The sequence below is a fragment of the Collinsella aerofaciens ATCC 25986 genome (assembly GCF_964259375.1).
Lineage (GTDB): Bacteria > Actinomycetota > Coriobacteriia > Coriobacteriales > Coriobacteriaceae > Collinsella > Collinsella aerofaciens_BO.
The window spans coordinates 92,676-117,477 of the sequence record NZ_CAXVJM010000007.1; the positions used below are offsets into that span (position 1 = coordinate 92,676).

Below are 24,802 nucleotides of genomic sequence, written 5' to 3' on the forward strand. Positions count from 1 at the left end.
CCCTACGCAACATCCCAGGGCTGGAGTTCGTCGCCCAGGCGAACGATGCAGTCGTAGAGCACGGTATGGCGCTCGGCAGGGTTGGCATCCCGATGAAAATGCCCGTAGTACCAGCGCTTGTAATCCAAGCGGTCCTCCAGCTCATCGAAAAATGCCGTAAGTCGATCGACGGCGGGGCAATTCCAGCCGGGCGCCGGATAGAGCGTGGGCGAAAGCATGCGCGTAGAGCAGGTGTGGGTGACCACGTAGTCGACCTTCCAGCCCACGCTGTCGAGTTTTGCCCGTGCCTCCTCAAAGTTGCGCTCGTCCGGCAGCTCCTGCGGCCACCAGCTTGAATACGGAATGCGGTATTCCTTGTCCACGCTCGTGGCGCCGCCCATGGTAAAGACCGTTGAGCCGTCGAGGTCAAAAACCTCGCCGCGCGTCAGGCGCCGTATGGGAGAGGTATCCGACAGGCGCTGCGTCAGCCCACCGTGCCACAGCTCCATGGGGCGTTCCGCCCAGTGATCGAAACGCTCGTGGTTGCCGTCGACGAACAGCACGGTATAGGGGCGCGATTCCAGCCAAGCGATGTCGGCACATTCCTCGGCAGAGAAATCCCACGGAAAGCCAAGGTCGCCCGCGACAATCAGATAGTCGTCGCTCGTCAGGCTATCCCCAAGGTCCCAATCGCGCAGCTTTTGCATATCGAGGCCGCCGTGAATATCGCCCGTCACATAGACCGTCATCGGATCACCACTTCCCTGTAAGTCGCTCGCCCACATTCTGCACGATCGCTAAGCCAACCGTTCCAGCCCTTCCGTCCCTTAGGGCTTACCCCTCGTTCTTCCATCCAAACGGATCAAGCACCCAAAAAATCAGATCGAGCATGCCGCCGGTCATCATGGCGCCGGCAAGGGCCATGCAAACGTGCAGAGAACTGGCACTTCGGAGCACGTCGAATGGCCCCAGAACAGCCAGCAGCGCGACCGCTGCGCCGGCAAGGCACAGCGCGAGGCACGGCCCCGCGTCCTTGACGCACTTCTTTGCGAGATGCTTGGTGTTGTCACTCATCAAAATCGAACTCCTTAGAGGATCGTTGTTCAGATGCATGCCGCCGCGACGAAGCATGGCGGCAGGGTAAGTGTCACATGTCGTGCGGACATCAATGGAGAAACCGCCTGCTCGACCAACCCATGACGCCGTTTTGCACCGGTACCCCATCCCCGTTATCGAGGTCTAATACTTTTCCCACTGCCACCCAAAAACTCATCCAACATTAATCTTGGCTCAAGAATCGCTTAATCTATAACCTGCACTATAGAGTTCGACCAAGGGCGGGGCGGCACCGCGCAACGCAGACCGCCGAACGCAACGCTCGCGCCCGGGCAAATCGCCTGGCGTCGCGCCCATCGAACGAAAGGACAGGTCATGGACGACCTCGAAAAAGTTGAAACCATCCGCACCAAGTGCAACGTGAGCTACACCGATGCCAAGGCTGCGCTCGACGCCGCCGACGGCAACGTCCTGGACGCCATCATTTGGCTCGAGTCGCAGGGCAAGACGCAGACCACGTCGGCGCACGCCGCCACCGAGTCCGCGCCGGCCGATGAGCCCTCGGCCGAGATGGTCGCCGCGCAGGCAGCCTACGAAAAGTCGAGCGAAAAGACCGACTTCTCCAAGAAGATGGACAGCGTGTGGGAGTACCTCAAAAAGCTCTTCCGCCTGAGCCTGGACACCAAGTTTATCGCCACGCGCCGCGATGCGATCATCCTCAACATTCCCATCCTGATTCCCATCGTCGCGCTGTTTGCCTGGGGCGCCACGATTTGGCTGATGCTGCTTGGCCTGTTCTTTGGCATGCGCTACCGCATCGATAGCGACGGCGACGTACCCGGCAGCATCAACAACCTGATGGACAGCGCTGCCAATGCCGCGGACGACATCAAGCAAAATCTGAACGACGACAAGTAATCGCAGATGGGGGCACGCATGGCACGGATCCTGATCGTAGAGGACGAGGAGAAAATCGCCCGCTTTGTGACACTCGAGCTGGAGCACGAAGGCTACCAGGTGGAACACGCCGCCGACGGCCGCACCGCTGTGGACCTGGCGTTGGAGCGCGACTACGATCTGATTCTGCTCGATGTGCTGCTGCCGCAGCTCAACGGCATGGAGGTGCTGCGGCGCGTACGCAAGCACAAGGATGTGCCGGTGATCATGGTCACCGCGCGCGATGCCGTGATGGACAAGGTGGCCGGGCTCGATGCCGGCGCCGACGATTACTTGACCAAGCCGTTTGCGATTGAGGAGCTGTTCGCACGGATCCGCGTGGCGTTGAAGCGCGCGGAGGCCGTGCGGGCGGCTTCGGGCGTTGGCGGCGTTGGGGCCGGGGAGGGTGCTACGGGTGCCGCCGCGATGCCCCCGGTCGGCGACTCGGCCAAGACCTCTGCCGCGCCCTCCCCCGCCACGCTCGCCGTGGGCTCGGTCGCACTCGATCCCGACCGCCGCGAGGTTATGGTCGGCGGCTCACCCATCGTGCTGACCGCCCGCGAGTTCGACGTCCTCGCCCTGCTTATGACGCGCGCCGGCACCGTGCTCACGCGCGAGCGTATCGCGCACGAGGCGCTGGGCTACGAATACGTAGGAGACACCAACAACGTCGACGTGCACATCGCGCACCTGCGCGCCAAGATCGAGGACGCCGGCGGTGCCCGCATCATCCAGACCGTGCGCGGGGTGGGCTATGTCTGCCGCGCGTAACGCCGAGGCCAAGCGCGTCACCTCCATCGCCCGCGCCATCAACTGGGGCTATATGTGGCGCCGCTTGGTGAGCTACGTCTGGCTCGATCTGTTGCTGGTGGTGATTGCGGCGGCGATTCTCGTCTATGGCTACAACCAAACGCTGCCCGAAGGCGCGTTTACTGCAGGCTGGATTCCCGGCGCCACCGTTCACGGCATGTCGCTGACGCCCGCGCGCGGCTGGGACCTGGCAACGCTCGCCTATACCGTCGAGCTTGCGCACACCAGCAAGACCTTCCCGCTCGCGCAGGACCTCGTCGCGCTATGGCCTCTCTACCTTGTCGTTGTGGGTTGGCAGGTCATCAGCGTGCTCAACATGCTCGGCGGCGCCCGCCGCGTGCGCCGTACCATGGCACCACTCAACGACCTGGCCTTACGCGTGGACGAGCTCGGCCGCATGCAGCTCTCCGGCGGCAAGATGGAAACGCTGGAGCAGGCCATCGAGCGCGCAAGCGTCGACTCGCCGAGCGTCACCACCGGCGACGCCGACCTGGCGAGCATCGAGGTCGCGCTCAACCGCCTGCTGCGCCAGATGCAAGAGGCCAAGCTGCAGCAGATGCGCTTTGTCAACGACGCGAGTCACGAACTGCGCACGCCCATCGCGGTGATTCAGGGCTACGTAAACATGCTCGACCGCTGGGGCAAAGACGACCCAGACGTGCTGGCAGAGTCCATCGCCTCGCTCAAGGCCGAAAGCGAGCATATGCAGGAGCTCGTGGAACAACTGCTGTTTTTGGCACGCGGAGATGCCGGCCGCACCGTGCTGCGGCGCGTGAATACCAACCTGGCTGCACTGGTCGGCGAGGTATGCGAAGAATCGCAGATGATTGATGCCGCGCACGCGTATCGACTGGCTTTTGATACTGCGTTTGCCAGTGACCCGCGCTGCGACGCATCCGTCGATGTCGCGCTCGTGAAGCAGGCTCTGCGCGTGATCGTGCAAAACGCCGCCAAGTACTCGAGTGCGGGAACGACCGTCACATTTGGCATAACACCCGATGCGGGCATGGGCACGATCGACATAAGTGTTGAGGACGAGGGTATCGGCATGAACCAGGGATCCGCAGCTCACGCGTTCGAGCGGTTCTACCGTGCCGACAACGCGCGCGATGTCGGTGCACAGGGTTCGGGCCTGGGGCTCGCTATCGCCAAGTGGATCGTCGACAGCCACGGCGGCGTCATCGGTGTGACCTCGGTCGAGGGCGTCGGCAGCCGCTTTACGATTCGCCTGCCGCGGTAGGGATGTCCCTCGGCATAAAAAAGGGATAAGGCCATGCGGCCCTATCCCTTTTTGCTAGCTATAAGCAGCTTGTGCGCTACTCGCGGCACAGATGCACAGCAAAGCCGGCGAACTCGCGCTTAAAGTACACGAGCTTGGTGCCGCCGTCGGGCAGCAACACGCGCGACTCCTCGTTGACCTCGAGCCCGCGCTCGGCAAACCACTTCTCGGCCGCATCGATGTCGTTGACGGCAAAGCCGATGTGGCCCTTGGTGCCACGACCGTTCTGCTTCATGATCTCGACCAGCGAATCGTTAAAGTACGAAACCGGGGTCTCGATGACGGGCAGGCCCATCATCGTCGAGAACAGCTCCGCGATCTCCAGGGCGTCTGCCGGGTCGGTGGCGTTAATGCCCACATGGGCAACGCGCATGCCAAAGAGCTCGACCGGATTGGCGTTCTGCTCACTCATACAGTCAGCGCCTACTGAGCCATTACGTCGAGGACGGCCTTCTCGGCGGCGACGCGGTTCATGCCGGTCATGAAGGGCACGCCGCTCACGTACGGGCAGGTGAGGCCCTCGGGGGCAACGGTGGTGGCGATCAGCAGGTCGGCGCCCTCGTCGCAGTAATCCTTGGCCTCGGAGATGGCGCACTGCACGATCTCGTACTTGTCGGCGTAACCGTTGGCGTCGAGCAGGGTAGCGACCTTCTGGGCAACGAGCGTGGAAGTAGCAGCGCCAGCACCGCAAGCCAAAACGATCTTCTTCATAGGTAATGTCTCCCTTCGTGGTTTACTTTAGGTAAGTGTACCGCAGCGAGCGATGGCACTCAGCCTCGATGAGCTTTTATGCCAGTTTGCTTGCGCGCTGCGTATAATACATCTAGTACGTGTTGTCATACCGCTCGCTTTATGAGCGACTAAGGACCCTAATATGCCCGATTCCCGCACACTCTGGACCACCGTCGTTATCATCTGTATCGCCGTGTCGGTGTTCTTTAGCGTCAAAAAACGCACCACGTTTAAGCGCCTGCAACAGCTTATGGCTGCCAAGCAGTGGGACGAGTTCGATCGCCTGCTCGACGCCAAGCTCACCAGTATGCTGTACCCGCGCTATAACCGCGACTACCTGCGCCTGAACTCATATCTGCTGCGCGAGGACCACAAGCGCGCCGACGAGATGTTCGACCTGCTGCTGGGGCTCAACCTGCCCAAAATGCAGCGCGTCGACCTGGTGATCAAGGCTTTTAACTACTACGTTGGCCAGGAGGACCGCAAAAAGTCCAAGGAGCTGCTGCACGAAATCAAGGGCTTTGAGGGCGGTCAGGCCGAGGCAGTCGCACACGAATGCCAGCTGATGTACGACACGATGATCTTGAAGCGCCATAACGACATTCCCGAGCTGGAGCGCATGCTCAAGGAGGCCGGTGACGACAAGGTCAAGAGCTGCCGCCTGGAATACCTGCTGGCCCTGCAGTACAAGAACAAGGGCGACGAAGCCAAGTTCCAGGAGTTCCTGGAGAAGTCGGGCCAACACTCGATGGCCGTCAACGCGTAACGGACGGCTTGTGCTAGACTTCTAGTCTCACGGGGGCGTGGCGGAATTGGCATACGCAGGAGACTTAAAATCTCTCGCCGCAAGGATTGTGGGTTCGAGTCCCACCGCCCCTACCACGTATTGTTTACGAGCCCGTGTTCCCCAGGGATGCGGGCTCGTTTCTTTTGGATGCCGGTGGGGCTTTAAGTTGCGGTGGAATAGTTCCTGTTTTGGCCGTTTACCGGCCCATTTAGGAACTATTCCACCGCAACTTATTTAGAGGGTACTGAGCTCTGGGGTCCAGCCGATGGTGGGGGCGGCGCCGTCGAGGGTCTCGTTGATGGTGGCGGCCATGCCGGCGAGCAGACTGTTCTCACTCACGGTAAGCGCCCTGTAGCCGCCGGCTCGCATGAGCTCGCGAATTACCACGGCACCTGCCAAGATCACGCCCGCGCGTTTGGGCTGCACGCCTGGCAGCGCGGCAATGCCTGCAACATCCAGCGTGGACATGCGCTCGATGGCGGCCGAAACCTGATCCAGCGAAAGCTCGCGCAGGTGCACAAAGCTCGAATCGTACGGTTCCAGCTCATGAACGAGCGCCACGAGCGTGGTGACGGTGCCACCCACCGCGACCAGGCGCTCGGCACGCTCAAAATTGCTCGGCAGGCCTTCAAAATAGGCAGCGAACTGCTCGCCCGCCCAGTTGGCGGCGGCAGCAAGCTCGCCGTCCGCAGGCGGCAGCACCGAGAAAAACCGCTCCGTCACGCGGCGGCAGCCAATGTCCAGCGAACGCGTGCCATCCAGCGCAAAGACCCCACGCTCCGGTGCGTACACGCCCGTCGCGAGCTCCGTGGATCCGCCTCCCGAATCCGCGACAATAATGCGCTCGCCAGCAAAGTCGTGCGCCACGCCAAAAAACGTCAGGCGTGCCTCGACCTCACCCGGAATCACCTGCGGTTCGAGCCCCAGCTCGCGCAGGCCGTCCAGCAGCAGGGCGGCATTGGACGCATCACGCGCGGCACTCGTGCACGTGGTGCAGATGCACACGGCCCCAAAGGCACGCGCCTCGTCCACAAACATGCGGCATGCGGCAAGCACGCGTTCGACCGCCGCCTCGCAAAAGCGGCCCGTCGCGTCGACGCCCTCGCCCAGATCGGTAATCTCGGTATGCTTGGACGATTCCACGATCGCCCCGGCCTCGACCTGCGCCAGCACCAGTCGCGACGACACCGTTCCCAGGTCGATCGCCGCCACCTTATATCGTTTGCAATCTGCCATTGCGGGCTCCCCTCCGGGCGCTATTTGCCGTTGGACACGACCGTCTGGCCCTCGACGCCGTTAAACCCAAACAGCATATCGAGCGTCTGAATGTACCACGGCGCGTCCTTGCCGACCTCTTCGATCTCCTTGGCGACTTCGCTGGCCTTCTTGGCGTTCGAGGACTTCTTGCTCGAAGACGAATCCGAATCGTCATCCAAGCCCAGCACGTCAATCTTGGTCTCGCCGGGCATCACCAGGCCCAGATCCTCGGTCGCCGCGTCCTTAATGCCCTCCTCCGAGAGCAGTTTGTCGACGCTTTTCTGCAGCTCGTCGTTGTATTGCTGGCGAATCTCGACCTGCTTGGCCAAAATGTCGCTCGAGCGCTTGGCCACATACAGATCGCGCACGGGAAAGTACAGGCTCACGAGCACCAGGACGACGACAATACCGATAAACAGCCCACGCTGGGGTCCATGGGTAAAGTCGTAGATCGCCTTGACCACCGCATTGTCGTTGGCGTAGTGCATAAAGTCCGAACCCGAAAGACGGCTCGAGGGCCTGGACGACTTGTCGTGCGCTTGAGCAGACGGGCGCGATTCGTTCGTCGCGCGTGACGAACGGTCCAGGCGATGCGTCGACAGATTCATTTGAGCATGGGAGTGCGAAGTGCCTGCCGTGCGATGCGTGGGACGGGCGGCACCCGTGTAATCGGGCCCGCCGAGCGGCACCGTACGCGCACGGCGAGGTGACGGCTCACGCGAACCGGCGGAATAGTACCTGTTGTCGTAAATCTGATCCATGTGCGCCTTGTGCGGTTGAGGTTTGTTTGCGCTAAGTCCTTTAGTTATAGCACGAGCATGCGCAACGCCTTCGGCAGCCTTTGCTCGACATAAAAAAGGCGCTGAGCCACACGGCCCAGCGCCCAATGGCGGCCATCAGAAGTGGAGCGAAGCCGAGTCAACCCCGCCCCCGCGGGCACCACTTGTTTAGCGAATGTTGTAGAACGCAGACTTGCCGGCGTAGCGCGCGCTGCCCTCGAGCTCGTCCTCGATGCGGATGAGCTGGTTGTACTTGGCAATGCGGTCGCTGCGGCACGGAGCGCCCGACTTAATCTGGCCGGCGTTGATACCCACGACCAGGTCGGCGATCGTGGAATCCTCGGTCTCGCCGGAGCGGTGGCTCACGATGCAAGCATAGCCGGCCTCCTTGGCGGTTTCGATGGCCTCGAGCGACTCGGTGAGCGTACCAATCTGGTTGACCTTGACCAGGATCGCGTTGGCGGCACCCAGCTCGATGCCCTTCTTGAGGCGCTCGGTGTTGGTGACGAACAGGTCGTCGCCCACCAGCTGCACCTTGTTGCCAATGCGCTGGGTGAGCTCGACCCAGCCGTCCCAGTCTTCCTCGGCCATGCCGTCCTCGATGGAGATGATGGGATAGGTGTCGACGAGCTTCTCCCAGTAATCGACCATCTGGGCGCTCGTGTACTCCACGCCCTCGCCCTTGAGCTCGTACATGCCGGTCTCGGCGTTGTAGAACTCGGTCGAGGCCGGATCCATGGCGTACATGAAGTCGACGCCAGGCTTAAAGCCAGCCTTCTCGACGGCCTTGGTAATGTACTCGAACGGCTCGGCATTGGTCTTGAGGTTGGGAGCGAAGCCGCCCTCGTCACCCACGCCACCGCCAAGGCCGGCCTCGTGCAGCACGCCCTTGAGGGTGTGGTAGACCTCGGCGCACCAACGCAGGCCCTCGGCAAAGCTCGGGGCGCCCACCGGCATGATCATGAACTCCTGGAAGTCGACGTTGTTGTCGGCATGCACGCCGCCGTTGAGGATGTTCATCATGGGCGTGGGCAGCAGGTGGGCGTTGACGCCACCCAGGTACTGGTACAGCGACAGGCCCGCCGACTCTGCCGCAGCGCGGGCAACGGCCAGCGACACGCCCAGAATGGCGTTGGCGCCGAGCTTGGTCTTGTTGGGTGTACCGTCCGCAGCGATCAACGCGGCATCGACGGCGCGCTGATCGAAGGCATCGAGGCCCACGACGGCGTTAGCGCACTCGTTGTTGACGTGCTCGACGGCCTGAGAGACGCCCTTGCCCAGATAACGGCCCTTGTCGCCATCGCGCAGCTCACATGCCTCAAAGGCGCCGGTTGAAGCGCCCGAAGGCACCATTGCGCGGCCGAAGCTGCCGTCCTCGAGCACAACCTCGACCTCGACGGTGGGGTTGCCGCGGCTGTCGAGCACCTCGCGACCGTAGACGTCCATAATATCGCTCATGTTGTCTCCCTCTCACTTGGAAACGAGTTGAATGCTTGGCGACCGACTGACCGTGCACCGTCGGTGCGCCTCCGTAAGTTAGCCATGTCGCACTTTTTGCATTATGCCCTAAGTTAGCTGAGGGATACACTTGTTTTTCGAAAAATTTAGCGGGAACGATGAGGCGTGTCAGCTCGTCGTTCCCGCAGTTTTACTCCTCCGCCTTTGCGGCATCCCACAGGTCGTTGAGGCCATGGGTCGAAAGCTCAGCCAGATCCACATGGGCGTTGGCCGCCATCTGCTCCATCGCGGCCCAGCGGCGGCGGAACTTGGCCGTGCTCGCGCGCAGGGCGCTCTCGGCGTCGATGCCCTCCTTGCGTGCAACGTTGACCAGGGCAAAGAGCAGGTCGCCAAACTCCATCTCGCGCTCGGACGAGCCGGGAGCCTCGGCCTCAAACTCGGCACGCTCCTCGGCAACCTCGTCCCACACATCCTGGACCGTCTCCCACTCAAAGCCCACGGCAGCCGCCTTGCGCGACACCTTCTGGGCCTGCATCAGCGCCGGCAGATGCGTGGGCACGCCGTCGAGCAAGCCCTCGGGCGCAGCCTCGCCTGCTGCCACGGCCTTGTCCTTGGCAGCCTTCTCGGCAAGCTTAACCTCGTCCCAGATCTTGAGCACCTCATCGGAGCTCTCGGCATCCGCATCGCCAAACACGTGCGGGTGGCGGCGGATGAGCTTGGCGTCGATATCGCGTGCCACATCGGCAAGCGTAAACTCGCCGGCGTCCGCCGCAATCTGCGCATGCAGTACCACCTGCATGAGCACGTCGCCCAGCTCCTCGCGCAGATGCGCCACGTCGTCCGCCTCGATGCAATCGAGCGCCTCGTAGGCCTCCTCGATCATATTCTTGCCAATGCTGCGGTGCGTCTGTTCGCGGTCCCACGGGCAGCCATCGGGCTGACGCAGACGCCAGATGGTCTGCACCAGATGCTGCAGCTCGGCCGACGCGTCGACCAGCGTGGACAGGTCGCGCGAGCCCTCGGCATTTTGCTGGGCCATGTGCTGCGCCATGGTTATTCCTCCTCCATGATCACGTGGCGGAACGCGCCGCCCTCGTAGATGCCGTAGCTGTGCGTGCCGTCCTTGGGGATGCTCACGCTGCCGGGGTTGAAGAGCCATAGGCCCGGGTGCGCCTCGCTTGCCTCGTTAACCTTGATATGCGTGTGGCCGTAGACGAGCGCGGAGCCCTCGGGCAGCGCGGGCGCGTGGTCGACGCTGTTGTGCATGCCGGCGCCAAAGACGTGGCCGTGCGTCAGGAACAGCTCGCGGCCGGCCTCATCGAACAGCGTGGCGTAGTCGGCCATGACGGGGAAGTCGAGCACCATCTGGTCGACCTCGGCGTCGCAGTTGCCGCGCACCGCGATGATGCGGTCGGCCAGGGCGTTGAGCAGCGGAATCACACGCTTGGGGGCGTAGTCGCGCGGCAGGTCATTGCGCGGGCCGTGGTAGAGCAGGTCTCCCAGCAGCACGATGCGGTCGGGCTGCTCGGATTCGATGGCGGCGACCAGGCGCTCGGTCCAATATGCCGAGCCGTGAACGTCGGAAGCGATGAGGTATTTCATGGTGGTCCTTTCGGGTGGGGCTGATGTGGCCGGGCGCGAGATGTCGCCGGCCGCGCTATTCAAATCGCAGTGCCGAGGCTTGTGCCGCCTGCATCACGCGCTGGAGCGGCACGTTATGCTCGCGGGCAAGACGGGCGCAGTCCTCGTACTCGGGCGCCGCACGCTCACTGCCGTCGGGCAGGGTGGCTATTTTGACGGCCACCTCGCCCCAAGGCGTCGCTACCTGCTCAAAACGACGCGGCAGGCAGACGCGTTCCATCACCTGGCGACGAACGGCGTTGGTCGTGGTCTCCAAAAAGATAATCGTCTGTAGGCGCTCGATATCCTCGTGCGAGCAGATCACCTGCAGCTGCCAGCCGGGGCGGCCCTTCTTGCAGTAAAGGGGCAGCCAGTGCACCTCGCGCGCGCCCGCCTCGCGCAGGCAGTCGGCGGCATAGGCGAGTACCTCGGGCGACGCATCGTCGATGTCGCATTCCAGCTTGACGATGGTTTCGGGCGCATCGGTCTCGCGGGACAGCGGAGATGTACTTCCACGTTGCATACGATCCGAATCCTTTCCGCACAGGCTCGTTTTATTCACCCAAACGCTAGCACATCGGACGTGGCACAGGCGTGACTTTCGTCCGTCGCCGCCCTCGCCCCTATCCAAACATGTACGTCAGCCTCCAAACATGTCATTTTTTGCAGCTTTTGGAGGCTGATGTACATGATTTGGAGCGGGGCTGCACCGCGCAGCCTTTCCAATCGATTTCGAGCTCCAGCGCGCGCGGCGTGTTAAGAGCTGCACCATTACAATGGAGCGGATTCACCAAATGCAAAGGAGTCGCCATGCCCGCCTGCCCGCTGGTCGATTGCCACACCCATACTTCGTTTTCGGATGGCCACGCCTCGTTTGAGGACAACGTCCGTGCCGCTGCTGCCGCCGGCTGCCGTGTCATGGTCTCGACCGACCACCTCACCCTGCCCGCCAGCATGGATGCCAACTGCGAGGTGCAGGTCGTCGAGGGCGACTTGCCGGCACATCGCCTGGCCTTTGAGGACGCCCGCAAACTCGCCGCGCAGATTGCGCCGGAGCTCACCTTTATCTATGGCTTTGAATGCGATTGGTACGAGGGCTGCGAGCCCTTGGTAGAGCGCTGGTCCCAGGGCGCCGTGGTACGCCTGGGCAGTGTGCACTGGATTGGTAACCCGGGCGATATTGCGGCAGGCGCTGCGGGTACGGCGGGAACGGAAAACGTTGCTCGCCCCGATACACCCGATTCCCTTTGCGGTTGGATCGACGACGACACTAACCTGCACGTTTGGGAAAACCTGGGCGTGCGCGGCGTGTGGGAGCGCTACGTCGACGACTGGTGCCGTGCTTGCGAAAGCTCGCTTAACTTTGACGTGATGGCCCACCCCGACCTGGTCATGCGCTTTTCGAAGGACGGCTTTGCACCCGATTTTGACCCGGTGCCGTTTTGGGAGCAGATGGCCGAATGCGCCCACGATACGGGTCGCCGCGTTGAGGTCTCGACAGCCGCACCACGCAAGGGCCTCGACGATTACTACCCCGCGACCGGCCTTTTGCGCTGCTTCGCCCATGCCGAGGTGCCCATCACCTTTGGCTCGGACGCGCACCGCGCTTGCGATATCTGCTGGAACATCCGCGAGGCCCAGGCACACGCCTACGACTGCGGCTACCGAACCTTCGACATCCCCCACCTCACCGGCGAATGGGAATCCACATCCCTCGCCTAACTAGTCATTGGGGACGTTCTTAGATGACTAGTCATTGGGGACACTCTTCGCAAATGGCCCCTTTGAGACAGAGGAAAACAGATCGTTTTGCTCGCCACCGACGCCCGTGCAACACCGCCCGCCAAAAAGAACGCCCAATTACTACGACAAACCGCGAACCTCCGACCATCGGCTCAATGTGGAAAATAAAACCGCAGGTAGAAGCGTTGACGATTTACTCAAAACCGCTGTGTGGTAGGCAAGTTCGATTTCATCGTAGTAATTGGGCGTGTTATTTGGCAGCGTGGCAAAGACTGTCCCAAACGACTAGTCGTTTAAGAACGTCCCCAATGACTAGTGGCGGCGAGCGTTGAGTTCGCCGGCCAGTTCGTCGAGGGTGATGCCGTAACGCTCAAGGGTTACGAGCAGGTGGTAGATCAGGTCGCCGGCCTCGTAGCGGATGTGATCATGGTCGTTATCCTTGCAGGCCATGATTACCTCGCTCGCCTCCTCGGCAAGTTTTTTGAGCAGCTCGTCCTCGACGTCGGTCAGCAGGCGGGCGGTATAGCTCTCCTCCGGCGACGCATCGCGACGACCGTGAATCACCTCGGCCAGTCCTGTCAGCGTCTCGCCGATATTTCCCGGCTGCACGTTAGCTGTTCTGACTCCCATGGTTATTTCCTCTCGTTACTGCAGCGTAAAGTAGGCACCGGTCTCATCGAACCGAGGCTTTGCGCCCTTTTTCTCAAAGAACTCGACGATGACAGCATGGGCCTCATCGAGCCTTTCCTTCTCGGCCTCGAGCCAGAGCGACTGCGCCCCGCAGGCATCAGTCAGGTGCACGCGGCATGGCACGCCCGCGCGGAGGAGCTCGGTGTTGCAGTCGGCGACCTCGAACGGCGTCACGACTTTCATTGCACTCCCCCTTCCACGCGCTTAAAGAAGCAGGTACGGTTGCCGGTGTGGCAAGCCGGGCCCGGCGAGTCGACCTTGACCAGTAGCGTATCGCTATCGCAATCGGCCCAGAGTTCCTTGACCTCCTGCATATTGCCGCTCGTCGCGCCCTTGTTCCAGAGCTCCTGGCGGCTGCGACTCCAAAACCACGTGGTCCCGGTCTTGAGCGTCAGTCCCACCGATTCCTCGTTCATCCAAGCAACCATAAGCACCTCACCGGTGTCATACTGCTGAACCACACAAGGAATCAGCCCCTTGGCGTCATATTTAAGATCCGCTGGAGTAGTAATTTCTTTCATTTCAATTCCCCAATTTAAACATCGCCGGTCGGCGAGGGTTGTCCAGGTGCCGCAGGTTGCCGCGAAAGAGGAGCGACGCGTACTTTGACGCGAGCGACGGTTTGAGCGGCAAGATGCGGTGCCTGGGCAAGCCGCAGCGCTAGAAGTCCAACCTGACAGGGATGCCCTGCGACGCCATATACTCTTTGACTTCGCGAATGCTGAAGGTTCCAAAGTGAAAGACGCTCGCCGCCAGCACGGCATCGGCCTCGCCCTCGATCACGCCCTCGGCAAAATGCTCGAGCGTGCCCACGCCGCCGCTCGCGATGACGGGAATCGGCACCGCGTGCGCCACGGCACGGGTGAGTGCCAGGTCGAAGCCAGCCTTGGTGCCGTCGCGGTCCATGCTGGTCAGCAAGATCTCGCCGGCGCCGCGGCGAGCCGCCTCCTCGGCCCACGCCACCGCATCGATACCCGTGGCGTTGCGACCGCCCGCCGTGAAGACCTCCCACTTGTCGGCACCTGGCTCGCCGGGCAGGCCGACGCGTTTGGCATCAATCGCCACGACCACGGCCTGGCTGCCAAACGCCGCGGCAGCCTGGCTAATCAGCGACGGGTCGCGCACGGCCGCCGAGTTGAGCGACACCTTGTCGGCACCGGCCGCAACCATGGTGCGCATGCCCGCCAGGTCGCGAAAGCCACCGCCCACGGTATAGGGAATAGCGAGCTCCTCGGCCGCGTGCGCCGCCATCTCGATAGTCGTCGCACGGTTGTCGCTCGTGGCGGTAATGTCCAGGAAGACGACCTCGTCCGCACCCTCGCGGTCGTAGGCGCGCGCCAGCTCCACCGGGTCGCCAGCATCGCGCAGGCTCACAAAGTTGACGCCCTTGACCACGCGGCCGTCCTTAACATCCAGACAGGGAATCACGCGTTTGGTAAGCATGGGCTACTCCTCCCCTCGGGCGGCGGCCAACGCCTGGGCCAGCGTAAAGTTGCCCTCGTAGAGCGCACGACCGGTAATGGCGCCCTCGATGGCATCCTCGCCCACCGCGGCCAGTGCACGGATATCGTCGAGCGTCGAGATACCGCCCGAAGCCACGACGGGAAAGCCCGCGACCTCGGCCACGTGGCGATACGCCGCCACATCGATGCCCGTCTGCATGCCGTCGCGCGCGATATCGGTATAGACCAGGTGTTTAAAGCCCAGCTCGGAAAGCTGCGCCACGGCGTCGTCGAGTGACACACCCGCGCCGTCACGCCAGCCGTTCACCTTGACCTGACCATCACGCGCGGCGATATCTGCCACCAGCAGCTCGCCAAAGCCTTGCGCCGCCACCTCGGCAAAACCCGGCTCGGTCACGAGCACCGTGCCCAGTGCGATGCGACGCGCGCCGTAGCCGGCCAGCTCGTCGATGCGCGCGAGCGAGCGAACACCGCCGCCCGCGTCCACGGACAGGCCGTCGACGCCGCAGATGGCCTCGATCGCTGCCGAGTTGGCAGCGCACGCGTCCTCGTCCTCACCGAAGGCAGCGGACAGGTCGACGACGTGCACCCAGCTCGCACCCTGCTCGGCAAAGGAGCGGGCGACGGCGACGGGGTCGTCGGAATATACCTTGCAGCGGCCGCGGTCGCCGCGCTCTAGGCGCACGACCTTGCCGCCGATCAAATCGATTGCGGGAAACAGGATCATCTGCCAACCTCCTCGACGATGCTCACGAAGTTCTTAAGGATGCGCTGACCCAGCGCAGAGGATTTCTCGGGATGGAACTGGCAGCCCCACACGTTGCCGTGGCGCACGATGCACGGGAAGCTCCGCGTGTAATGCGTGCGCGCCAGGACGTCGGCGGCATCGGCATCGTCGGCCACCGAATAGCTGTGGGTGAAGTACATATTGGCGCCCTCGGCAAAACCGGCGAGCAGCGGATCGGCCGCGCCGGCAGGCGTCATGTGCACCTGGTCCCAGCCCACATGCGGCACCTTCAGGCGGCTCGACTTCAGGCGCGTGCACGAGCCGCGCATGATACCCAGGCCATCAACCCAAGGGCCACCGGCCTGCTCGGAGGCGTCACCGTCCGCAACCGCGCCCTCGTTCGCCGGCACGCCCTCGTTACCGCGCTCAAAAAACAGCTGAAGGCCCAGGCAGATGCCGAGCAGCGGAGTTCCCGCGGCGACGGCATCGAGCACCGCGTCTGCCTCACCGCTCTCGCGCATAAAGGCGATCGCGTCATAGAACGCACCCACGCCCGGGATGACCAAGCCGTCGGCGTTACGGATCTGCTCCGGGTCGTCCGACGTGCAGGCAACGGCACCGGCGCGCGCAAGCCCGCGCACGACGCTCGACAAGTTACCCTTGTGGTAGTCGACCACCACGATCTTCGGTTCGCCCACGCGACCCTCCCTTTTCCTCATCCAAAACCTGCCAAAAAGGGACAGGTTTATTTTGGTCGGTTAAACGTTCACCCACCACATGAGACAGCATTTCCGCAGATAAAACCTGCCAAAATAAACCTGTCCCTTTTTGGCAGGTTACAGCGAGCCCTTGGTGCTGGGGATGCCCTGCACGCGAGGGTCCAACTCGCAGGCGTGACGTATCGTGCGGCCCGCGGCCTTAAAGGCGGCCTCGATAATGTGGTGCGAGTTGCCACCCGCCAGCTCGCGCACGTGCAGCGTGAGCTTGGCATCGCGCGCAAAGGCGTAGAAGAACTCGACGGCAAGCTCGGTATCGAAGCTGCCCACGCGCTCGGTCGGCACAGGCAGCTCGCAGTAGGCCTGCCCGCGGCCCGAGATGTCCACGGCGGCCATCACGAGCGTCTCGTCCATGGCAATCGCCGCGTCGGCAAAGCGCGTGATGCCCGCCTTGTCGCCCAGCGCCTGGCAAAACGCCTCGCCCAGCACAATACCCGTGTCCTCAACGGTGTGATGCGCGTCGACCTCCACGTCTCCCACCGCATGCACCGTCAAATCAAACAGACCGTGGCGGCCAAAGGCGTTGAGCATGTGGTCGAAAAACGGCACGCCGGTCGAGATATCGCACATGCCGGTTCCGTCCAGGTCGAGCTTGACGACAATATCGGTCTCCCCCGTCTTGCGGGTCACCTCGGCATAACGGCCCATCTACATCTCCTCCTTCACCAGCGCGGCAAACGCGTCCAGCACCTCGTCGTTTTCCTGCGGGGTACCCACGGTAATGCGCAGGCAGTCCGCGAGCCCCGGCGCGTAGCTAAAGTCGCGCACCAGGATGGAATACTCGTCGCGCAGACGCTCGCGCACGCGCGTGGCATGCGGCGTGCGCACGAGTATAAAGTTCGCTGCACTGGGCCATGCTTCCACGGGCAGACCCGCGGCGCCTATCGCATGCAGGGCCGCCAGCTCGCGCTCGCGCTCGAATGCGACCTGCGCCACCACGGGCGCATAGGCATCGCGAGCACGCACGCAGGCAAGCGCCGCCGCCTGGCTCAGCACGTTGACCGAGTAAATCTGGCGAATCGCCGCAAACACCTCGATAACCTCGGGCGCCGCGATCACATAGCCCAAGCGCGTGCCGGCAGCGCCAAACGCCTTGGACAGCGTGTGCAGAATCACCAGGTTGGGGTGCTCGGCGATAAGTCCCTGTGCCGTAGTTGCCGCGCCAAACGAATCGTCGGCAAACTCAACGTAGGCCTCATCGACCATCACCATGCCGGGGCAGGCATCGCACAGCGCCGCGACAAAGTCGAGCGGAGCCACGTCGCCCGTAGGATTGTTGGGCGAGGTTACGATAGCCAGGTTGCACTCCGGTGCCGCGGCGAGCACCGCTGCCTGGTCGAGCTCAAAGCTCGCCGGGTCGCGCCACACGTCGCGAACCTCGGTCTGACACAGCGACGCAAAGAACGCGTACTCGCTAAAGCACGGCGGGCAGTTGAGCAGGGTCCGCCCCGTACCGCCAAATGCCAGCAGGTAGTTATAGAGCAGCTCATCGCCGCCGTTGCCCACGCAGACATTCTCGCGCGCCACACCATGCCAAGCGGCAAGCTCGTCGCGCAGATCGTTGGACATGGGATCGGGATAGCGGTTGAGCGGCGTGGCAGCCAGGGCGGCGTCGACCGCCTCGCGCACACCGGCCGGCACGGGATAGGTGTTCTCGTTGGCCGAAAGGTTGATGCGCGTGGGCGTAAAGTTGGGATCATAGGGTTCGATACCAGCCAAGTAAGGCTGGACGAGCCCCTTCATGCGGGGTGAAAGCTCGGCCATATTAGGCCTCCTCGCCGGTCGCGCCAGCGCCATCCGAGCCTGCAGCCGCCAGGTCCACGCCCTCGGCGACCGTCGCGGTCGTATCACCCGGCCAGGCGACCTTGGTCAGGTCGGCCGCGGCCAGTGACTCGGCACTCACAGAGTCCTCGCCCTGCTCCAGCACGCGACGGCGCAATGCGGCTGAAAGCGCGTGCGCCCACAGGCCCTCGGCCTCGGCCAGGCGCTGCGTAGCGGGAGCGTCGGAGAGCAGGCCCTCGGGCGTATAGCAAATGACACTCGAGCGCTTAACAAACTCTTCGACCGAAAGCGGGTTGGAGAACATGGCCGTGCCGCCGGTCGGCAGCGTGTGATTGGGGCCGGCAACATAATCGCCGAGCGGCTCGGAGCTCCAGGCGCCCACAAAGATGGCGCCGGCGTTGCGAATACCGCCAAGCAGGCCCATCGCATCCTTGCAGTGCAGCTCCAGGTGCTCGGGCGCCACGGTGTTCACCGCCTCGACGGCAGCAGCCATATCGGCGGCCACTACGATGGTGCCCTCGTTATCGAGCGAGGCGCGCGTGATCTCGGCACGCGGGGACTGCGCCACCAGAATATCGATGCCGGCCTCGACCTCGCGCGCAAACTGCTCGTCGCAGGTCACCAGATAGCAGGCTGCCAGCGGATCGTGCTCGGCCTGGGCCATCAGGTCGGCCGCGACCACCATGGGCTTGGCCGTGGCATCGGCCAGCACGCAGACCTCGGACGGGCCAGCGACCATGTCGATTCCCACATCGCCCGAGACAATCTGCTTGGCCGCGGCGACAAAGGCGTTGCCCGGGCCGGTGATTTTATCGACGCGCGGAATGGTCTCGGTACCGTACGCCAGCGCGGCCACGGCCTGGGCGCCGCCCACCATATAGATTTCGTCCACGCCGCCGAGCTTTGCCGCGGCAAGCGTGTAGGGGCTGATCAGGCCGTCTTTTTGCGGCGGGGTCACCATGACCACGCGCTTGACGCCGGCGACCTTGGCGGGAATGGCATTCATGAGCACCGTGGAGGGATACTGCGCGCGACCGCCCGGCACGTAGATGCCGGCCGCCGCGAGCGGGGTCACCTTAACGCCGAGCATCGTGCCGTCCGCACGCGTGGTAAACCAGCTCTGCTCGACCTCGCGCTGGTGGAACTCACGAATCTGGCGTGCAGCTTTCTCCAACGCGGCGACAAAGGCAGGATCGAGGCCTTCGAGTGCAGCATCAATCTGCTTCTGCGGCAGGCGAAAACTCTGCAGCTCAACACCATCAAAACGCTGGCAATAATCGCGCACCGCGGCATCGCCGTTGGCACGCACGTTGGCCACGATATCGCGGGCGGCGTCGACGATGTTTTGCGGCAGCACGCCCTTGCGGTTGAGCTGGTTGGTAACGAGGCGCTCGCCGGGAGCAAGCTTGATGGTCTTCATATCGGTATCCCCTATCGGTTGAGGTTGCGTTTGAAAAACGAGATGCCGGGCAGCGGCGCCAATCGGTCCGCAACCCGAATATGGGGGCGCCCGTGCGCGCTCGCGCTATTGTGCCGAACCCGCGACGGGCTCAAAATGCTTGTCCTTCACGGCAGCCACCAGGCGATCGGCCAGGTTGCGAACGCGCAGATCCAGGCGCGCGGCACCCGGGTTGACGAAGAAGCGGGCCGTGCAGTCCATAATGCGGCCGGTGATGACCAAGTCGTTGTCGCGCAGCGTGGCACCCGTGGCGGTAATGTCCACGATGCGGTCGGTCATGCCGACGATAGGGCCCAACTCGATATTGCCGTGCAGTGAAACGATATCGGCATTCACGCCGCGCCCGGCATACCAGGCGCTCGCGATGCGCGGATACTTGGTGGCCACGCGAAGCGAGCCGCGACGGGCATAGTTGCGTTCGGCCTGACCGGCGCGCCATGCGGGCTCCGCCTCGATAAACGTGCACAGGCCGTAGCCCAGATCGACCAGCTGCAGCAAGTTGAGGTCGGCCTCGATAAGCGAGTCCCAACCGCAGATGCCGCAGTCGGCACCGCCGCAGCCCACAAAGGCGGGCGCGTCGCTGGGTCGCACGATGACAAACTCGATATCGCCGACCGCGCCCTCGCTGGCGCGCGTGTCGCGACCGCGCACGATCAGGTGACGGCCGGGGTCGCGAAGCTCAGAGACGTCCAGGCCCGCAGCTTCGAGCACGTCGAGGGTATCGGCCTTGAGCGAGCCCTTGGGCACGGCGATACGCAGCGGGCCCTCGGCGCCACGGCCCACGGCATGATCGCCGTCGGAAGCGGCGTCCTCGGCCGAGGTGCGCGCGGCCTCCAGACGCTCGAGCGAAAAGGCGAAGCCCGCCGCCGGCACCTCGATACCATCGCCAAACGCGCCAGTAAAGATGGAGTCGTAGCGTCCGCCCGAACCGACCGGATCGGGCAGGCCGCCGGCATAAGCCTTAAAGACCAGGCCCGTGTAGTAATCAAAAGAGTTCATGATGGAGAAGTCGAACGACAGCACCTGGGCGTCCTCGGGAGCCAGGCCCTCGACCAGGGCACGCAGCTCGCGCGTGAGCGGCGCGACAATGCCCGCCGCCGCCAGAAGCGCATCGACGCGGTCGAGCACCTCGGCGCCGCCGTGCAAGCGCGGCAGCTCGCTGATGGCAGCTTTGACGGCCTCGGGCTCGGCGCTTGCCGCCACGCGGGCATCGAGACCCACAAAGTCGTTGGCGTGCACACAACGCAGGGCCTCGGCAGCCAGCTCGCGATCATCGCACGCCGCGAGCAGCTCCTTAAACGGACGCACGCTACCTGCGATGACGCGCGCATCGGGCAGCGCCAGCTTGCGCACCGCCTCGGCCACGAGCGAGACAATCTCGACATCGCCCGCGGTATCGCCCGCACCGATAAGCTCAAAGCCCAGCTGTGTAAACTGGCGCGAACCGCCGGCATTGCGCCGGCACTCACGAACCACCGGCGCCTCGTAGCGAAGGCGCAGCGGCAGATCGGCCGCGCGCATGCGGGTCGAAACCAAGCGCACGATCGGCAGCGTGTTATCGGGACGGACAACCAGCAGGCGACCGTCATCATCAAAGAGCTTAAACGGCGTGTCCGCAATGCGGCCGCCTTCCTCGAGCGACCCCTTGTCCTCGAGCAGCGGCGTCTCGACCGGCAGGTAATGATGCTCCCTGAAGCAGCCCTTCACCGTCAGCGCAATCTCCTCGCGCGCCTGAGCCTCCTCGGGCAATATGTCCCGGAATCCCCACGGTGTGGCCGTCATCTGGTGAGCCTCCTCATGCTGTGTTTCATATAGAACAGAAGACCGGCATAGCTCCGCCGGTCTTCTGGGTACTTTAGCATACTAGAGTGCTTGCGGGGAAAATCGTCCTCCTCGGCTCACACCGTATTCATTTGGAAACATAGGAGCGGATTGTCGCAACCCAACCCCACCTAGACGCCAATCGCACGACGATACTCTGCCATTACCTGCGCATCGGCAGCTGCGGGGTCGGCAAAATAGCGCCAGTCATAGGTCTCGGCCGAAACAACTCCGCGATAGCCGCGCGCCACCAGCCTATCCAGGTCGGCGCGCATATCGCGGTCGCCGTCACCCCAGGCAAGATGCGTCGTGCTATCTGCCGCAACATCGACAAAATGCACGTGGGCGACATCATCGCCAAGCAGATCGAAATAATCGTCGATGGTATCCCCCGCCACCGCCATAGCGCCCAAATCCAGACACGCCTTAAGTGCCGGATGATCAACTGCCTCGATCATGCGCTTCGTATCGGCCGCCGAGTTCACGATCATCGACTCAACCGGCTGTAGGGCCTCGAGCACCAGTCGCACGCCGCGCTCTCCCGCATGCTCGGCAATCGCACGCAGCATCGAGGCGCTGCGACCCCACGCGTCCTCGATCGGCTCGTTCAAAAATGCCCAGCCGCTCGAGACCATGACCTGCTCGGCTCCAAGTTCCGCCGCGATATCTACAACGTTCTTAAAGTACGCGAGCGTGCGGGTACGCGCCTCATTCCCGCGCGCCGCGATATTCCACGGCTTGGGGTTGTTCTGTTCGGGACAAAGCCCCACAATCCGAACCCCATACCGCTGCGACAGCTCCCGTACCCGCTCGAGCGAATCGTATCCATGGCAATCGACATACAGATGCATCGCCCCGGTCCAAAGCTCGCAACACGTGTAGCCCGAGGCCGCTGCCGAAGAAAAGAATTCCTCAAGGTCAAAATAACGATGGCTGATATTTATAACGGCAAGCTGGGGGTAGCTCATAATTACTCTCCAACCCAAACGGGGCCCCGTTCCATATAGGAGCGGGGCCCAATTACACAAACGATATTTGCTCTTAGTAATCGAACTGGTGATAGTAACGACGATAGTTCAGGTTGTGCTTGGTGACCGTCTCGTAGTAAGTGGCAAGGCGATCGGTGATCAGCGAGGAGAGGATCCACGGGGAGACGATGACGCGGAACTCGTCGTCAAGGCCGGGGATCGCGAACTCGGCGGTGTCGATGATGTTGATGTCGGTGTCGCCGGTCACGCCGCGGGTCAGGAACGCGCGGGCGCGCTCGTCGAGCTTGCGGTTCTCGTCCTCGCCCATGAACAGGAACACGGGGACGCCGGGCTCCACGAGCTCGAGGGTGCCGTGGAAGAAGTCGGCCGAGGTGATGTATCGGGTGCGCTTCCACTGCATCTCCTCGAGGATGCACATCGAGAACAGGATGGTCTCGCCCCACAGGGCGCCGGAGCCGATGAACATGGTGTAGGGGGCCAGGGCGTACTTCTTGGCGAGCTCCTCGGCGCGCGGCTCGAAGCTCTTGCGGATGTCGACCAGGTGGGTCCAAACATCCTTGGTCTGCTCGATGAACTTATCGAACTGCGGGAAGCAGCCGCGGCGGTTGAGCAGGCGCAGGCCGAAGCAGTCGGCGAGGTAGTAGCCCATCTCGCAGCCACCGTTACCATGATCGGAAGCCATCTTGACGCAATTCTCGGCGCCGACAGCCTGGCCGATGGGGCCCTCGGGCTTGGTCATGGCGTAGACACGAATGCCCTTTTCCTTCATCTTCTTGACGGCCTCGAGGACCTCGGGGGTGGTGCCGGACTCGGAGGCGGTGAGCACGACGGACTTCTCGGTCATGCGCTTGTGGCCCATGACGTTCCACTCGGCGGCGTGGATCAGGTAGACCTCGAGGTCGCGGTCGCCGAACTTGTTCATGAGGTACTCGAGCTGCATGAGCTCGTCCCAGGTGCCGCCGACGCCCATCAGGAACACGGCGTCGTAGCCCTCGTCGGCGACCTTGTCGGCGAGCTCAATCATCTTCTTGCCGGTCTCGTAGACGTTCTTGCCGTCCTCGACGTAGCCCTCCTGGCTAAAGTGCATGATCTCGATCTTCTCGGTTTCCTTCATGGCTTTTCCTTTCTGTCCTGCACGCAACTCTATACATCGCGTTTCTTTTCGATACCAATTATAGACATACACCTAATGTGTTTTTAATACCACTTATCAATCTGCTCCAATCCTCGGTGAACGGTCGAAATTCTCTGGTGAGTGGTATTAAATTAGAATTGAATGTATAGCTAACGCCTCTGGCGCCTCCCTTGTGTGACAAAGAACAGCGTTCCTACCAGCGCAATAATGGTCGATGCCCCAAACAGTACCGTCTGGACACCCAAAGCCTCCGCCAAAAACGGAGCCGCCAGCAGCGGCAGCACGCCGGCGCTCATCAGGCCAAAACGCACAAAGCCGGTAATGCGCCCCAGGTATTTGATGTCAGCGCGCTCCTGAATCAAGATCATCTGCAGCGGTTCCAGGAATCCCCAGGCCAGACCGTTAATCGCCTGACCGATAATCGCGACCCCCAGCATATCGGTGCCCACGTACACCATGGACCCAATGCCCACGGCCATGAGCGCGCCGAGCAGCAATCGCAGGTTGACATGGCGGGCAGAAAGCTTGGTCAGGATGAACGCGCCCACCGAGGAAGTGAGGCCCACGACCGAGGACAGCCAGCCCAGCCAGACGATATCCACGTTGAGCACATCGCGATAGAACAACGACTCCAGCGAATCGAACGCGCCAAACGCAAAGAAGCCCAGAAAGCCCGAGATAAAGATAAGGCGCAGGTCGTGGTCGCGAAACGTAAGTCGCGCGCCCTCGGCCATGCCGCCCAGAATGCCGCCCTTCGGCTTCTCCCCTTTTGCGGGAGCAACACACTCGTGACAGCCCAAGGAGAGCACGGCCGCCACACCCATCATGCCCGCCATGAGCAGATAGACCGATTGCGTGGCAAAACAGCTCACGATGGCACCACCGAGCAGCGGGCCAGCGGTATAGGCGATATTGCTGTAGAACACCATGAGACCGTTCACGCGGGTACGGCCCTCGGTGGTCGACTCCAGGTATCCCGGAAACGCATGCGTACAGGTGTTGATAAAGCCGCCCGCAAGCCCCAAGACGCACGCGGCAAACACAAGCCCGGGGACAGACAACGGCGCCAACCCGACGCCAAGCGATAGCACCGCCGTAATCACGCACGTCACAAACGACGTCCGGCGCGGTCCAAAGCGGTCGATGACCGAGCCCGACACCATATTGCCCGCCGACGTCATAAGATTGCGTACGAGCGTAATGGCAGCAACCAAAAAGGCCGTGCCAGCCAAATCATACGTCGCCGCGCCGATAAGCCCTAAAAAGTACACCGCGTTGTTGGCGCACCATTGCAGGGACTCAATAAGAATCAGCCTGACCTCTGCCGGCGTCAGGCGCATTGCTTCGCGATCCTTCGCGAACATACGAACTCCCTCTATACAAGTAAGGGGATGGAGGGCATAGGCCCGCTCCATCCCCTTACCAGGTTGCAATGACAGTCTATGCAGCCGGGCCCTTACGCCAGCACGCCGAAGAACGCGCCGATGATGCCCACGACCATGGTGGCCACGATCAGCACCATGG

At 62.7% G+C, this 24,802-nt stretch carries 28 protein-coding genes and 1 tRNA gene; 6 read left to right on the top strand and 23 right to left on the bottom strand.

From position 1 onward, the window contains the following. Positions 1 to 2: 2 nt before the first annotated feature. Positions 3 to 728: a metallophosphoesterase family protein gene (locus tag ACEXKH_RS04710; protein ID WP_373573254.1), complete on the bottom strand. Its 726-nt coding sequence runs from the start codon at positions 726 to 728 to the stop codon at positions 3 to 5. 85 nt (positions 729 to 813) lie between these two features. Then, positions 814 to 1,053 (bottom strand): hypothetical protein, encoded by a 240-nt coding sequence (locus tag ACEXKH_RS04715; protein ID WP_373573255.1) that lies wholly within the window; start codon positions 1,051 to 1,053, stop codon positions 814 to 816. A gap of 357 nt (positions 1,054 to 1,410) precedes the next feature. On the opposite strand from ACEXKH_RS04715, the gene ACEXKH_RS04720 reads away from it, so the two are divergent. The 3 genes from ACEXKH_RS04720 to ACEXKH_RS04730 are packed head-to-tail and all read left to right on the top strand — an operon-like array spanning position 1,411 to position 4,021. Further along, complete coding sequence (locus tag ACEXKH_RS04720) at positions 1,411 to 1,953, top strand: DUF4342 domain-containing protein (protein WP_373573256.1); 543 nt, start codon at positions 1,411 to 1,413, stop codon at positions 1,951 to 1,953. An 18-nt stretch (positions 1,954 to 1,971) separates the two neighbouring features. Continuing rightward, positions 1,972 to 2,742 carry a response regulator transcription factor gene (locus ACEXKH_RS04725; protein ID WP_373573257.1) on the top strand — a complete coding sequence of 257 codons (771 nt, stop codon included), beginning with the start codon at positions 1,972 to 1,974 and terminating at the stop codon, positions 2,740 to 2,742. Continuing rightward, positions 2,726 to 4,021 carry a sensor histidine kinase gene (locus ACEXKH_RS04730; protein ID WP_373573258.1) on the top strand — a complete coding sequence of 432 codons (1,296 nt, stop codon included), beginning with the start codon at positions 2,726 to 2,728 and terminating at the stop codon, positions 4,019 to 4,021. The genes ACEXKH_RS04725 and ACEXKH_RS04730 overlap by 17 nt, the downstream gene beginning before the upstream one ends. Before the next feature lie 76 nt (positions 4,022 to 4,097). Here the strand turns inward: ACEXKH_RS04730 and ACEXKH_RS04735 are convergent, their stop codons facing one another. Then, positions 4,098 to 4,472: a VOC family protein gene (locus ACEXKH_RS04735; RefSeq protein ID WP_117564907.1), complete on the bottom strand. Its 375-nt coding sequence runs from the start codon at positions 4,470 to 4,472 to the stop codon at positions 4,098 to 4,100. An 11-nt stretch (positions 4,473 to 4,483) separates the two neighbouring features. Continuing rightward, positions 4,484 to 4,771, bottom strand: coding sequence for a PTS sugar transporter subunit IIB (locus tag ACEXKH_RS04740; protein ID WP_006235903.1), 288 nt, complete (start codon positions 4,769 to 4,771; stop codon positions 4,484 to 4,486). A 163-nt stretch (positions 4,772 to 4,934) separates the two neighbouring features. Between ACEXKH_RS04740 and ACEXKH_RS04745 the strand changes: the two genes are divergently transcribed. Beyond that, the gene (locus tag ACEXKH_RS04745; RefSeq protein WP_373573259.1) at positions 4,935 to 5,558 is read left to right on the top strand and encodes a hypothetical protein; all 624 of its coding nucleotides are present in this window, start codon (positions 4,935 to 4,937) and stop codon (positions 5,556 to 5,558) included. A 31-nt stretch (positions 5,559 to 5,589) separates the two neighbouring features. Further along, a tRNA-Leu gene (locus ACEXKH_RS04750) sits at positions 5,590 to 5,674 on the top strand. Between the two features lie 139 nt (positions 5,675 to 5,813). Here the strand turns inward: ACEXKH_RS04750 and ACEXKH_RS04755 are convergent. The 6 genes from ACEXKH_RS04755 to larC form a co-directional block, all read right to left on the bottom strand. Beyond that, the gene (locus ACEXKH_RS04755) at positions 5,814 to 6,815 is read right to left on the bottom strand and encodes a Ppx/GppA phosphatase family protein (protein ID WP_373573260.1); all 1,002 of its coding nucleotides are present in this window, start codon (positions 6,813 to 6,815) and stop codon (positions 5,814 to 5,816) included. Positions 6,816 to 6,835: 20 nt separating this feature from the next. Continuing rightward, positions 6,836 to 7,597: a hypothetical protein gene (locus ACEXKH_RS04760; protein WP_373573261.1), complete on the bottom strand. Its 762-nt coding sequence runs from the start codon at positions 7,595 to 7,597 to the stop codon at positions 6,836 to 6,838. A gap of 186 nt (positions 7,598 to 7,783) precedes the next feature. Next, positions 7,784 to 9,073 (bottom strand): phosphopyruvate hydratase, encoded by a 1,290-nt coding sequence (gene eno / locus ACEXKH_RS04765; RefSeq protein WP_373573262.1) that lies wholly within the window; start codon positions 9,071 to 9,073, stop codon positions 7,784 to 7,786. 190 nt (positions 9,074 to 9,263) lie between these two features. Next, positions 9,264 to 10,124: a nucleoside triphosphate pyrophosphohydrolase gene (mazG, locus tag ACEXKH_RS04770; protein WP_373573263.1), complete on the bottom strand. Its 861-nt coding sequence runs from the start codon at positions 10,122 to 10,124 to the stop codon at positions 9,264 to 9,266. A 2-nt stretch (positions 10,125 to 10,126) separates the two neighbouring features. Further along, entirely contained in the window at positions 10,127 to 10,675 is a 549-nt protein-coding gene (gene yfcE, locus ACEXKH_RS04775; RefSeq protein WP_373573264.1) for a phosphodiesterase, read from the bottom strand. A 55-nt stretch (positions 10,676 to 10,730) separates the two neighbouring features. Next, positions 10,731 to 11,216 (bottom strand): nickel insertion protein, encoded by a 486-nt coding sequence (gene larC / locus ACEXKH_RS04780; protein ID WP_373573265.1) that lies wholly within the window; start codon positions 11,214 to 11,216, stop codon positions 10,731 to 10,733. A gap of 287 nt (positions 11,217 to 11,503) precedes the next feature. Here larC and ACEXKH_RS04785 point away from each other — a divergent pair, with 287 nt between their 5' ends. Further along, positions 11,504 to 12,415 (top strand): PHP domain-containing protein, encoded by a 912-nt coding sequence (locus ACEXKH_RS04785; RefSeq protein WP_373117861.1) that lies wholly within the window; start codon positions 11,504 to 11,506, stop codon positions 12,413 to 12,415. A gap of 333 nt (positions 12,416 to 12,748) precedes the next feature. On the opposite strand, the gene hisE is transcribed toward ACEXKH_RS04785, so the two are convergent. The 13 genes from hisE to ACEXKH_RS04850 form a co-directional block, all read right to left on the bottom strand. After that, a complete protein-coding gene (gene hisE / locus ACEXKH_RS04790) occupies positions 12,749 to 13,066 on the bottom strand; it encodes a phosphoribosyl-ATP diphosphatase (RefSeq protein ID WP_117806823.1) in 318 nt (105 codons plus the stop codon). Between the two features lie 15 nt (positions 13,067 to 13,081). Further along, the gene (locus tag ACEXKH_RS04795) at positions 13,082 to 13,309 is read right to left on the bottom strand and encodes an RDAC family protein (RefSeq protein ID WP_117757621.1); all 228 of its coding nucleotides are present in this window, start codon (positions 13,307 to 13,309) and stop codon (positions 13,082 to 13,084) included. Further along, a complete protein-coding gene (gene hisI / locus ACEXKH_RS04800; protein ID WP_373573266.1) occupies positions 13,306 to 13,647 on the bottom strand; it encodes a phosphoribosyl-AMP cyclohydrolase in 342 nt (113 codons plus the stop codon). The genes ACEXKH_RS04795 and hisI overlap by 4 nt, the downstream gene beginning before the upstream one ends. 139 nt (positions 13,648 to 13,786) lie before the next feature. Next, positions 13,787 to 14,569, bottom strand: a complete 783-nt coding sequence (gene hisF / locus ACEXKH_RS04805; RefSeq protein WP_373573267.1) for an imidazole glycerol phosphate synthase subunit HisF — start codon at positions 14,567 to 14,569, stop codon at positions 13,787 to 13,789. Between the two features lie 3 nt (positions 14,570 to 14,572). Then, entirely contained in the window at positions 14,573 to 15,316 is a 744-nt protein-coding gene (locus tag ACEXKH_RS04810; protein WP_373573268.1) for a 1-(5-phosphoribosyl)-5-[(5-phosphoribosylamino)methylideneamino]imidazole-4-carboxamide isomerase, read from the bottom strand. After that, on the bottom strand, positions 15,313 to 16,014 hold the full coding sequence (gene hisH, locus ACEXKH_RS04815) for an imidazole glycerol phosphate synthase subunit HisH (RefSeq protein ID WP_373573269.1): 702 nt from the start codon (positions 16,012 to 16,014) through the stop codon (positions 15,313 to 15,315). Before hisH ends, ACEXKH_RS04810 begins: the two co-directional genes overlap by 4 nt. 138 nt (positions 16,015 to 16,152) lie before the next feature. Next, complete coding sequence (hisB, locus tag ACEXKH_RS04820; RefSeq protein ID WP_373573270.1) at positions 16,153 to 16,740, bottom strand: imidazoleglycerol-phosphate dehydratase HisB; 588 nt, start codon at positions 16,738 to 16,740, stop codon at positions 16,153 to 16,155. Beyond that, positions 16,741 to 17,856, bottom strand: coding sequence for a histidinol-phosphate transaminase (gene hisC, locus ACEXKH_RS04825; RefSeq protein WP_373573271.1), 1,116 nt, complete (start codon positions 17,854 to 17,856; stop codon positions 16,741 to 16,743). A 1-nt stretch (position 17,857) separates the two neighbouring features. Beyond that, on the bottom strand, positions 17,858 to 19,294 hold the full coding sequence (gene hisD / locus ACEXKH_RS04830) for a histidinol dehydrogenase (protein WP_373573272.1): 1,437 nt from the start codon (positions 19,292 to 19,294) through the stop codon (positions 17,858 to 17,860). A 105-nt stretch (positions 19,295 to 19,399) separates the two neighbouring features. Then, a complete protein-coding gene (hisG, locus tag ACEXKH_RS04835) occupies positions 19,400 to 21,115 on the bottom strand; it encodes an ATP phosphoribosyltransferase (RefSeq protein WP_373573273.1) in 1,716 nt (571 codons plus the stop codon). 170 nt (positions 21,116 to 21,285) lie between these two features. Then, positions 21,286 to 22,122, bottom strand: coding sequence for a sugar phosphate isomerase/epimerase family protein (locus ACEXKH_RS04840; protein WP_373573274.1), 837 nt, complete (start codon positions 22,120 to 22,122; stop codon positions 21,286 to 21,288). 73 nt (positions 22,123 to 22,195) lie between these two features. Beyond that, positions 22,196 to 23,257 (bottom strand): SIS domain-containing protein, encoded by a 1,062-nt coding sequence (locus ACEXKH_RS04845; RefSeq protein ID WP_373573275.1) that lies wholly within the window; start codon positions 23,255 to 23,257, stop codon positions 22,196 to 22,198. A gap of 170 nt (positions 23,258 to 23,427) precedes the next feature. After that, the gene (locus ACEXKH_RS04850) at positions 23,428 to 24,642 is read right to left on the bottom strand and encodes an MFS transporter (RefSeq protein ID WP_195241124.1); all 1,215 of its coding nucleotides are present in this window, start codon (positions 24,640 to 24,642) and stop codon (positions 23,428 to 23,430) included. Positions 24,643 to 24,802: the final 160 nt, after the last annotated feature.

Bases quoted from the DNA above. Each gene is read 5' to 3' on its own strand.
- ACEXKH_RS04710 (WP_373573254.1), bottom strand. From the start codon at position 728: ATGACGGTCTATGTGACGGGCGATATTCACGGCGGCCTCGATATGCAA.
- ACEXKH_RS04715 (WP_373573255.1), bottom strand. From the start codon at position 1,053: ATGAGTGACAACACCAAGCATCTCGCAAAGAAGTGCGTCAAGGACGCG.
- ACEXKH_RS04720 (WP_373573256.1), top strand. From the start codon at position 1,411: ATGGACGACCTCGAAAAAGTTGAAACCATCCGCACCAAGTGCAACGTG.
- ACEXKH_RS04725 (WP_373573257.1), top strand. From the start codon at position 1,972: ATGGCACGGATCCTGATCGTAGAGGACGAGGAGAAAATCGCCCGCTTT.
- ACEXKH_RS04730 (WP_373573258.1), top strand. From the start codon at position 2,726: ATGTCTGCCGCGCGTAACGCCGAGGCCAAGCGCGTCACCTCCATCGCC.
- ACEXKH_RS04735 (WP_117564907.1), bottom strand. From the start codon at position 4,472: ATGAGTGAGCAGAACGCCAATCCGGTCGAGCTCTTTGGCATGCGCGTT.
- ACEXKH_RS04740 (WP_006235903.1), bottom strand. From the start codon at position 4,771: ATGAAGAAGATCGTTTTGGCTTGCGGTGCTGGCGCTGCTACTTCCACG.
- ACEXKH_RS04745 (WP_373573259.1), top strand. From the start codon at position 4,935: ATGCCCGATTCCCGCACACTCTGGACCACCGTCGTTATCATCTGTATC.
- ACEXKH_RS04755 (WP_373573260.1), bottom strand. From the start codon at position 6,815: ATGGCAGATTGCAAACGATATAAGGTGGCGGCGATCGACCTGGGAACG.
- ACEXKH_RS04760 (WP_373573261.1), bottom strand. From the start codon at position 7,597: ATGGATCAGATTTACGACAACAGGTACTATTCCGCCGGTTCGCGTGAG.
- eno (WP_373573262.1), bottom strand. From the start codon at position 9,073: ATGAGCGATATTATGGACGTCTACGGTCGCGAGGTGCTCGACAGCCGC.
- mazG (WP_373573263.1), bottom strand. From the start codon at position 10,124: ATGGCGCAGCACATGGCCCAGCAAAATGCCGAGGGCTCGCGCGACCTG.
- yfcE (WP_373573264.1), bottom strand. From the start codon at position 10,675: ATGAAATACCTCATCGCTTCCGACGTTCACGGCTCGGCATATTGGACC.
- larC (WP_373573265.1), bottom strand. From the start codon at position 11,216: ATGCAACGTGGAAGTACATCTCCGCTGTCCCGCGAGACCGATGCGCCC.
- ACEXKH_RS04785 (WP_373117861.1), top strand. From the start codon at position 11,504: ATGCCCGCCTGCCCGCTGGTCGATTGCCACACCCATACTTCGTTTTCG.
- hisE (WP_117806823.1), bottom strand. From the start codon at position 13,066: ATGGGAGTCAGAACAGCTAACGTGCAGCCGGGAAATATCGGCGAGACG.
- ACEXKH_RS04795 (WP_117757621.1), bottom strand. From the start codon at position 13,309: ATGAAAGTCGTGACGCCGTTCGAGGTCGCCGACTGCAACACCGAGCTC.
- hisI (WP_373573266.1), bottom strand. From the start codon at position 13,647: ATGAAAGAAATTACTACTCCAGCGGATCTTAAATATGACGCCAAGGGG.
- hisF (WP_373573267.1), bottom strand. From the start codon at position 14,569: ATGCTTACCAAACGCGTGATTCCCTGTCTGGATGTTAAGGACGGCCGC.
- ACEXKH_RS04810 (WP_373573268.1), bottom strand. From the start codon at position 15,316: ATGATCCTGTTTCCCGCAATCGATTTGATCGGCGGCAAGGTCGTGCGC.
- hisB (WP_373573270.1), bottom strand. From the start codon at position 16,740: ATGGGCCGTTATGCCGAGGTGACCCGCAAGACGGGGGAGACCGATATT.
- hisC (WP_373573271.1), bottom strand. From the start codon at position 17,856: ATGGCCGAGCTTTCACCCCGCATGAAGGGGCTCGTCCAGCCTTACTTG.
- hisD (WP_373573272.1), bottom strand. From the start codon at position 19,294: ATGAAGACCATCAAGCTTGCTCCCGGCGAGCGCCTCGTTACCAACCAG.
- hisG (WP_373573273.1), bottom strand. From the start codon at position 21,115: ATGACGGCCACACCGTGGGGATTCCGGGACATATTGCCCGAGGAGGCT.
- ACEXKH_RS04840 (WP_373573274.1), bottom strand. From the start codon at position 22,122: ATGAGCTACCCCCAGCTTGCCGTTATAAATATCAGCCATCGTTATTTT.
- ACEXKH_RS04845 (WP_373573275.1), bottom strand. From the start codon at position 23,257: ATGAAGGAAACCGAGAAGATCGAGATCATGCACTTTAGCCAGGAGGGC.
- ACEXKH_RS04850 (WP_195241124.1), bottom strand. From the start codon at position 24,642: ATGTTCGCGAAGGATCGCGAAGCAATGCGCCTGACGCCGGCAGAGGTC.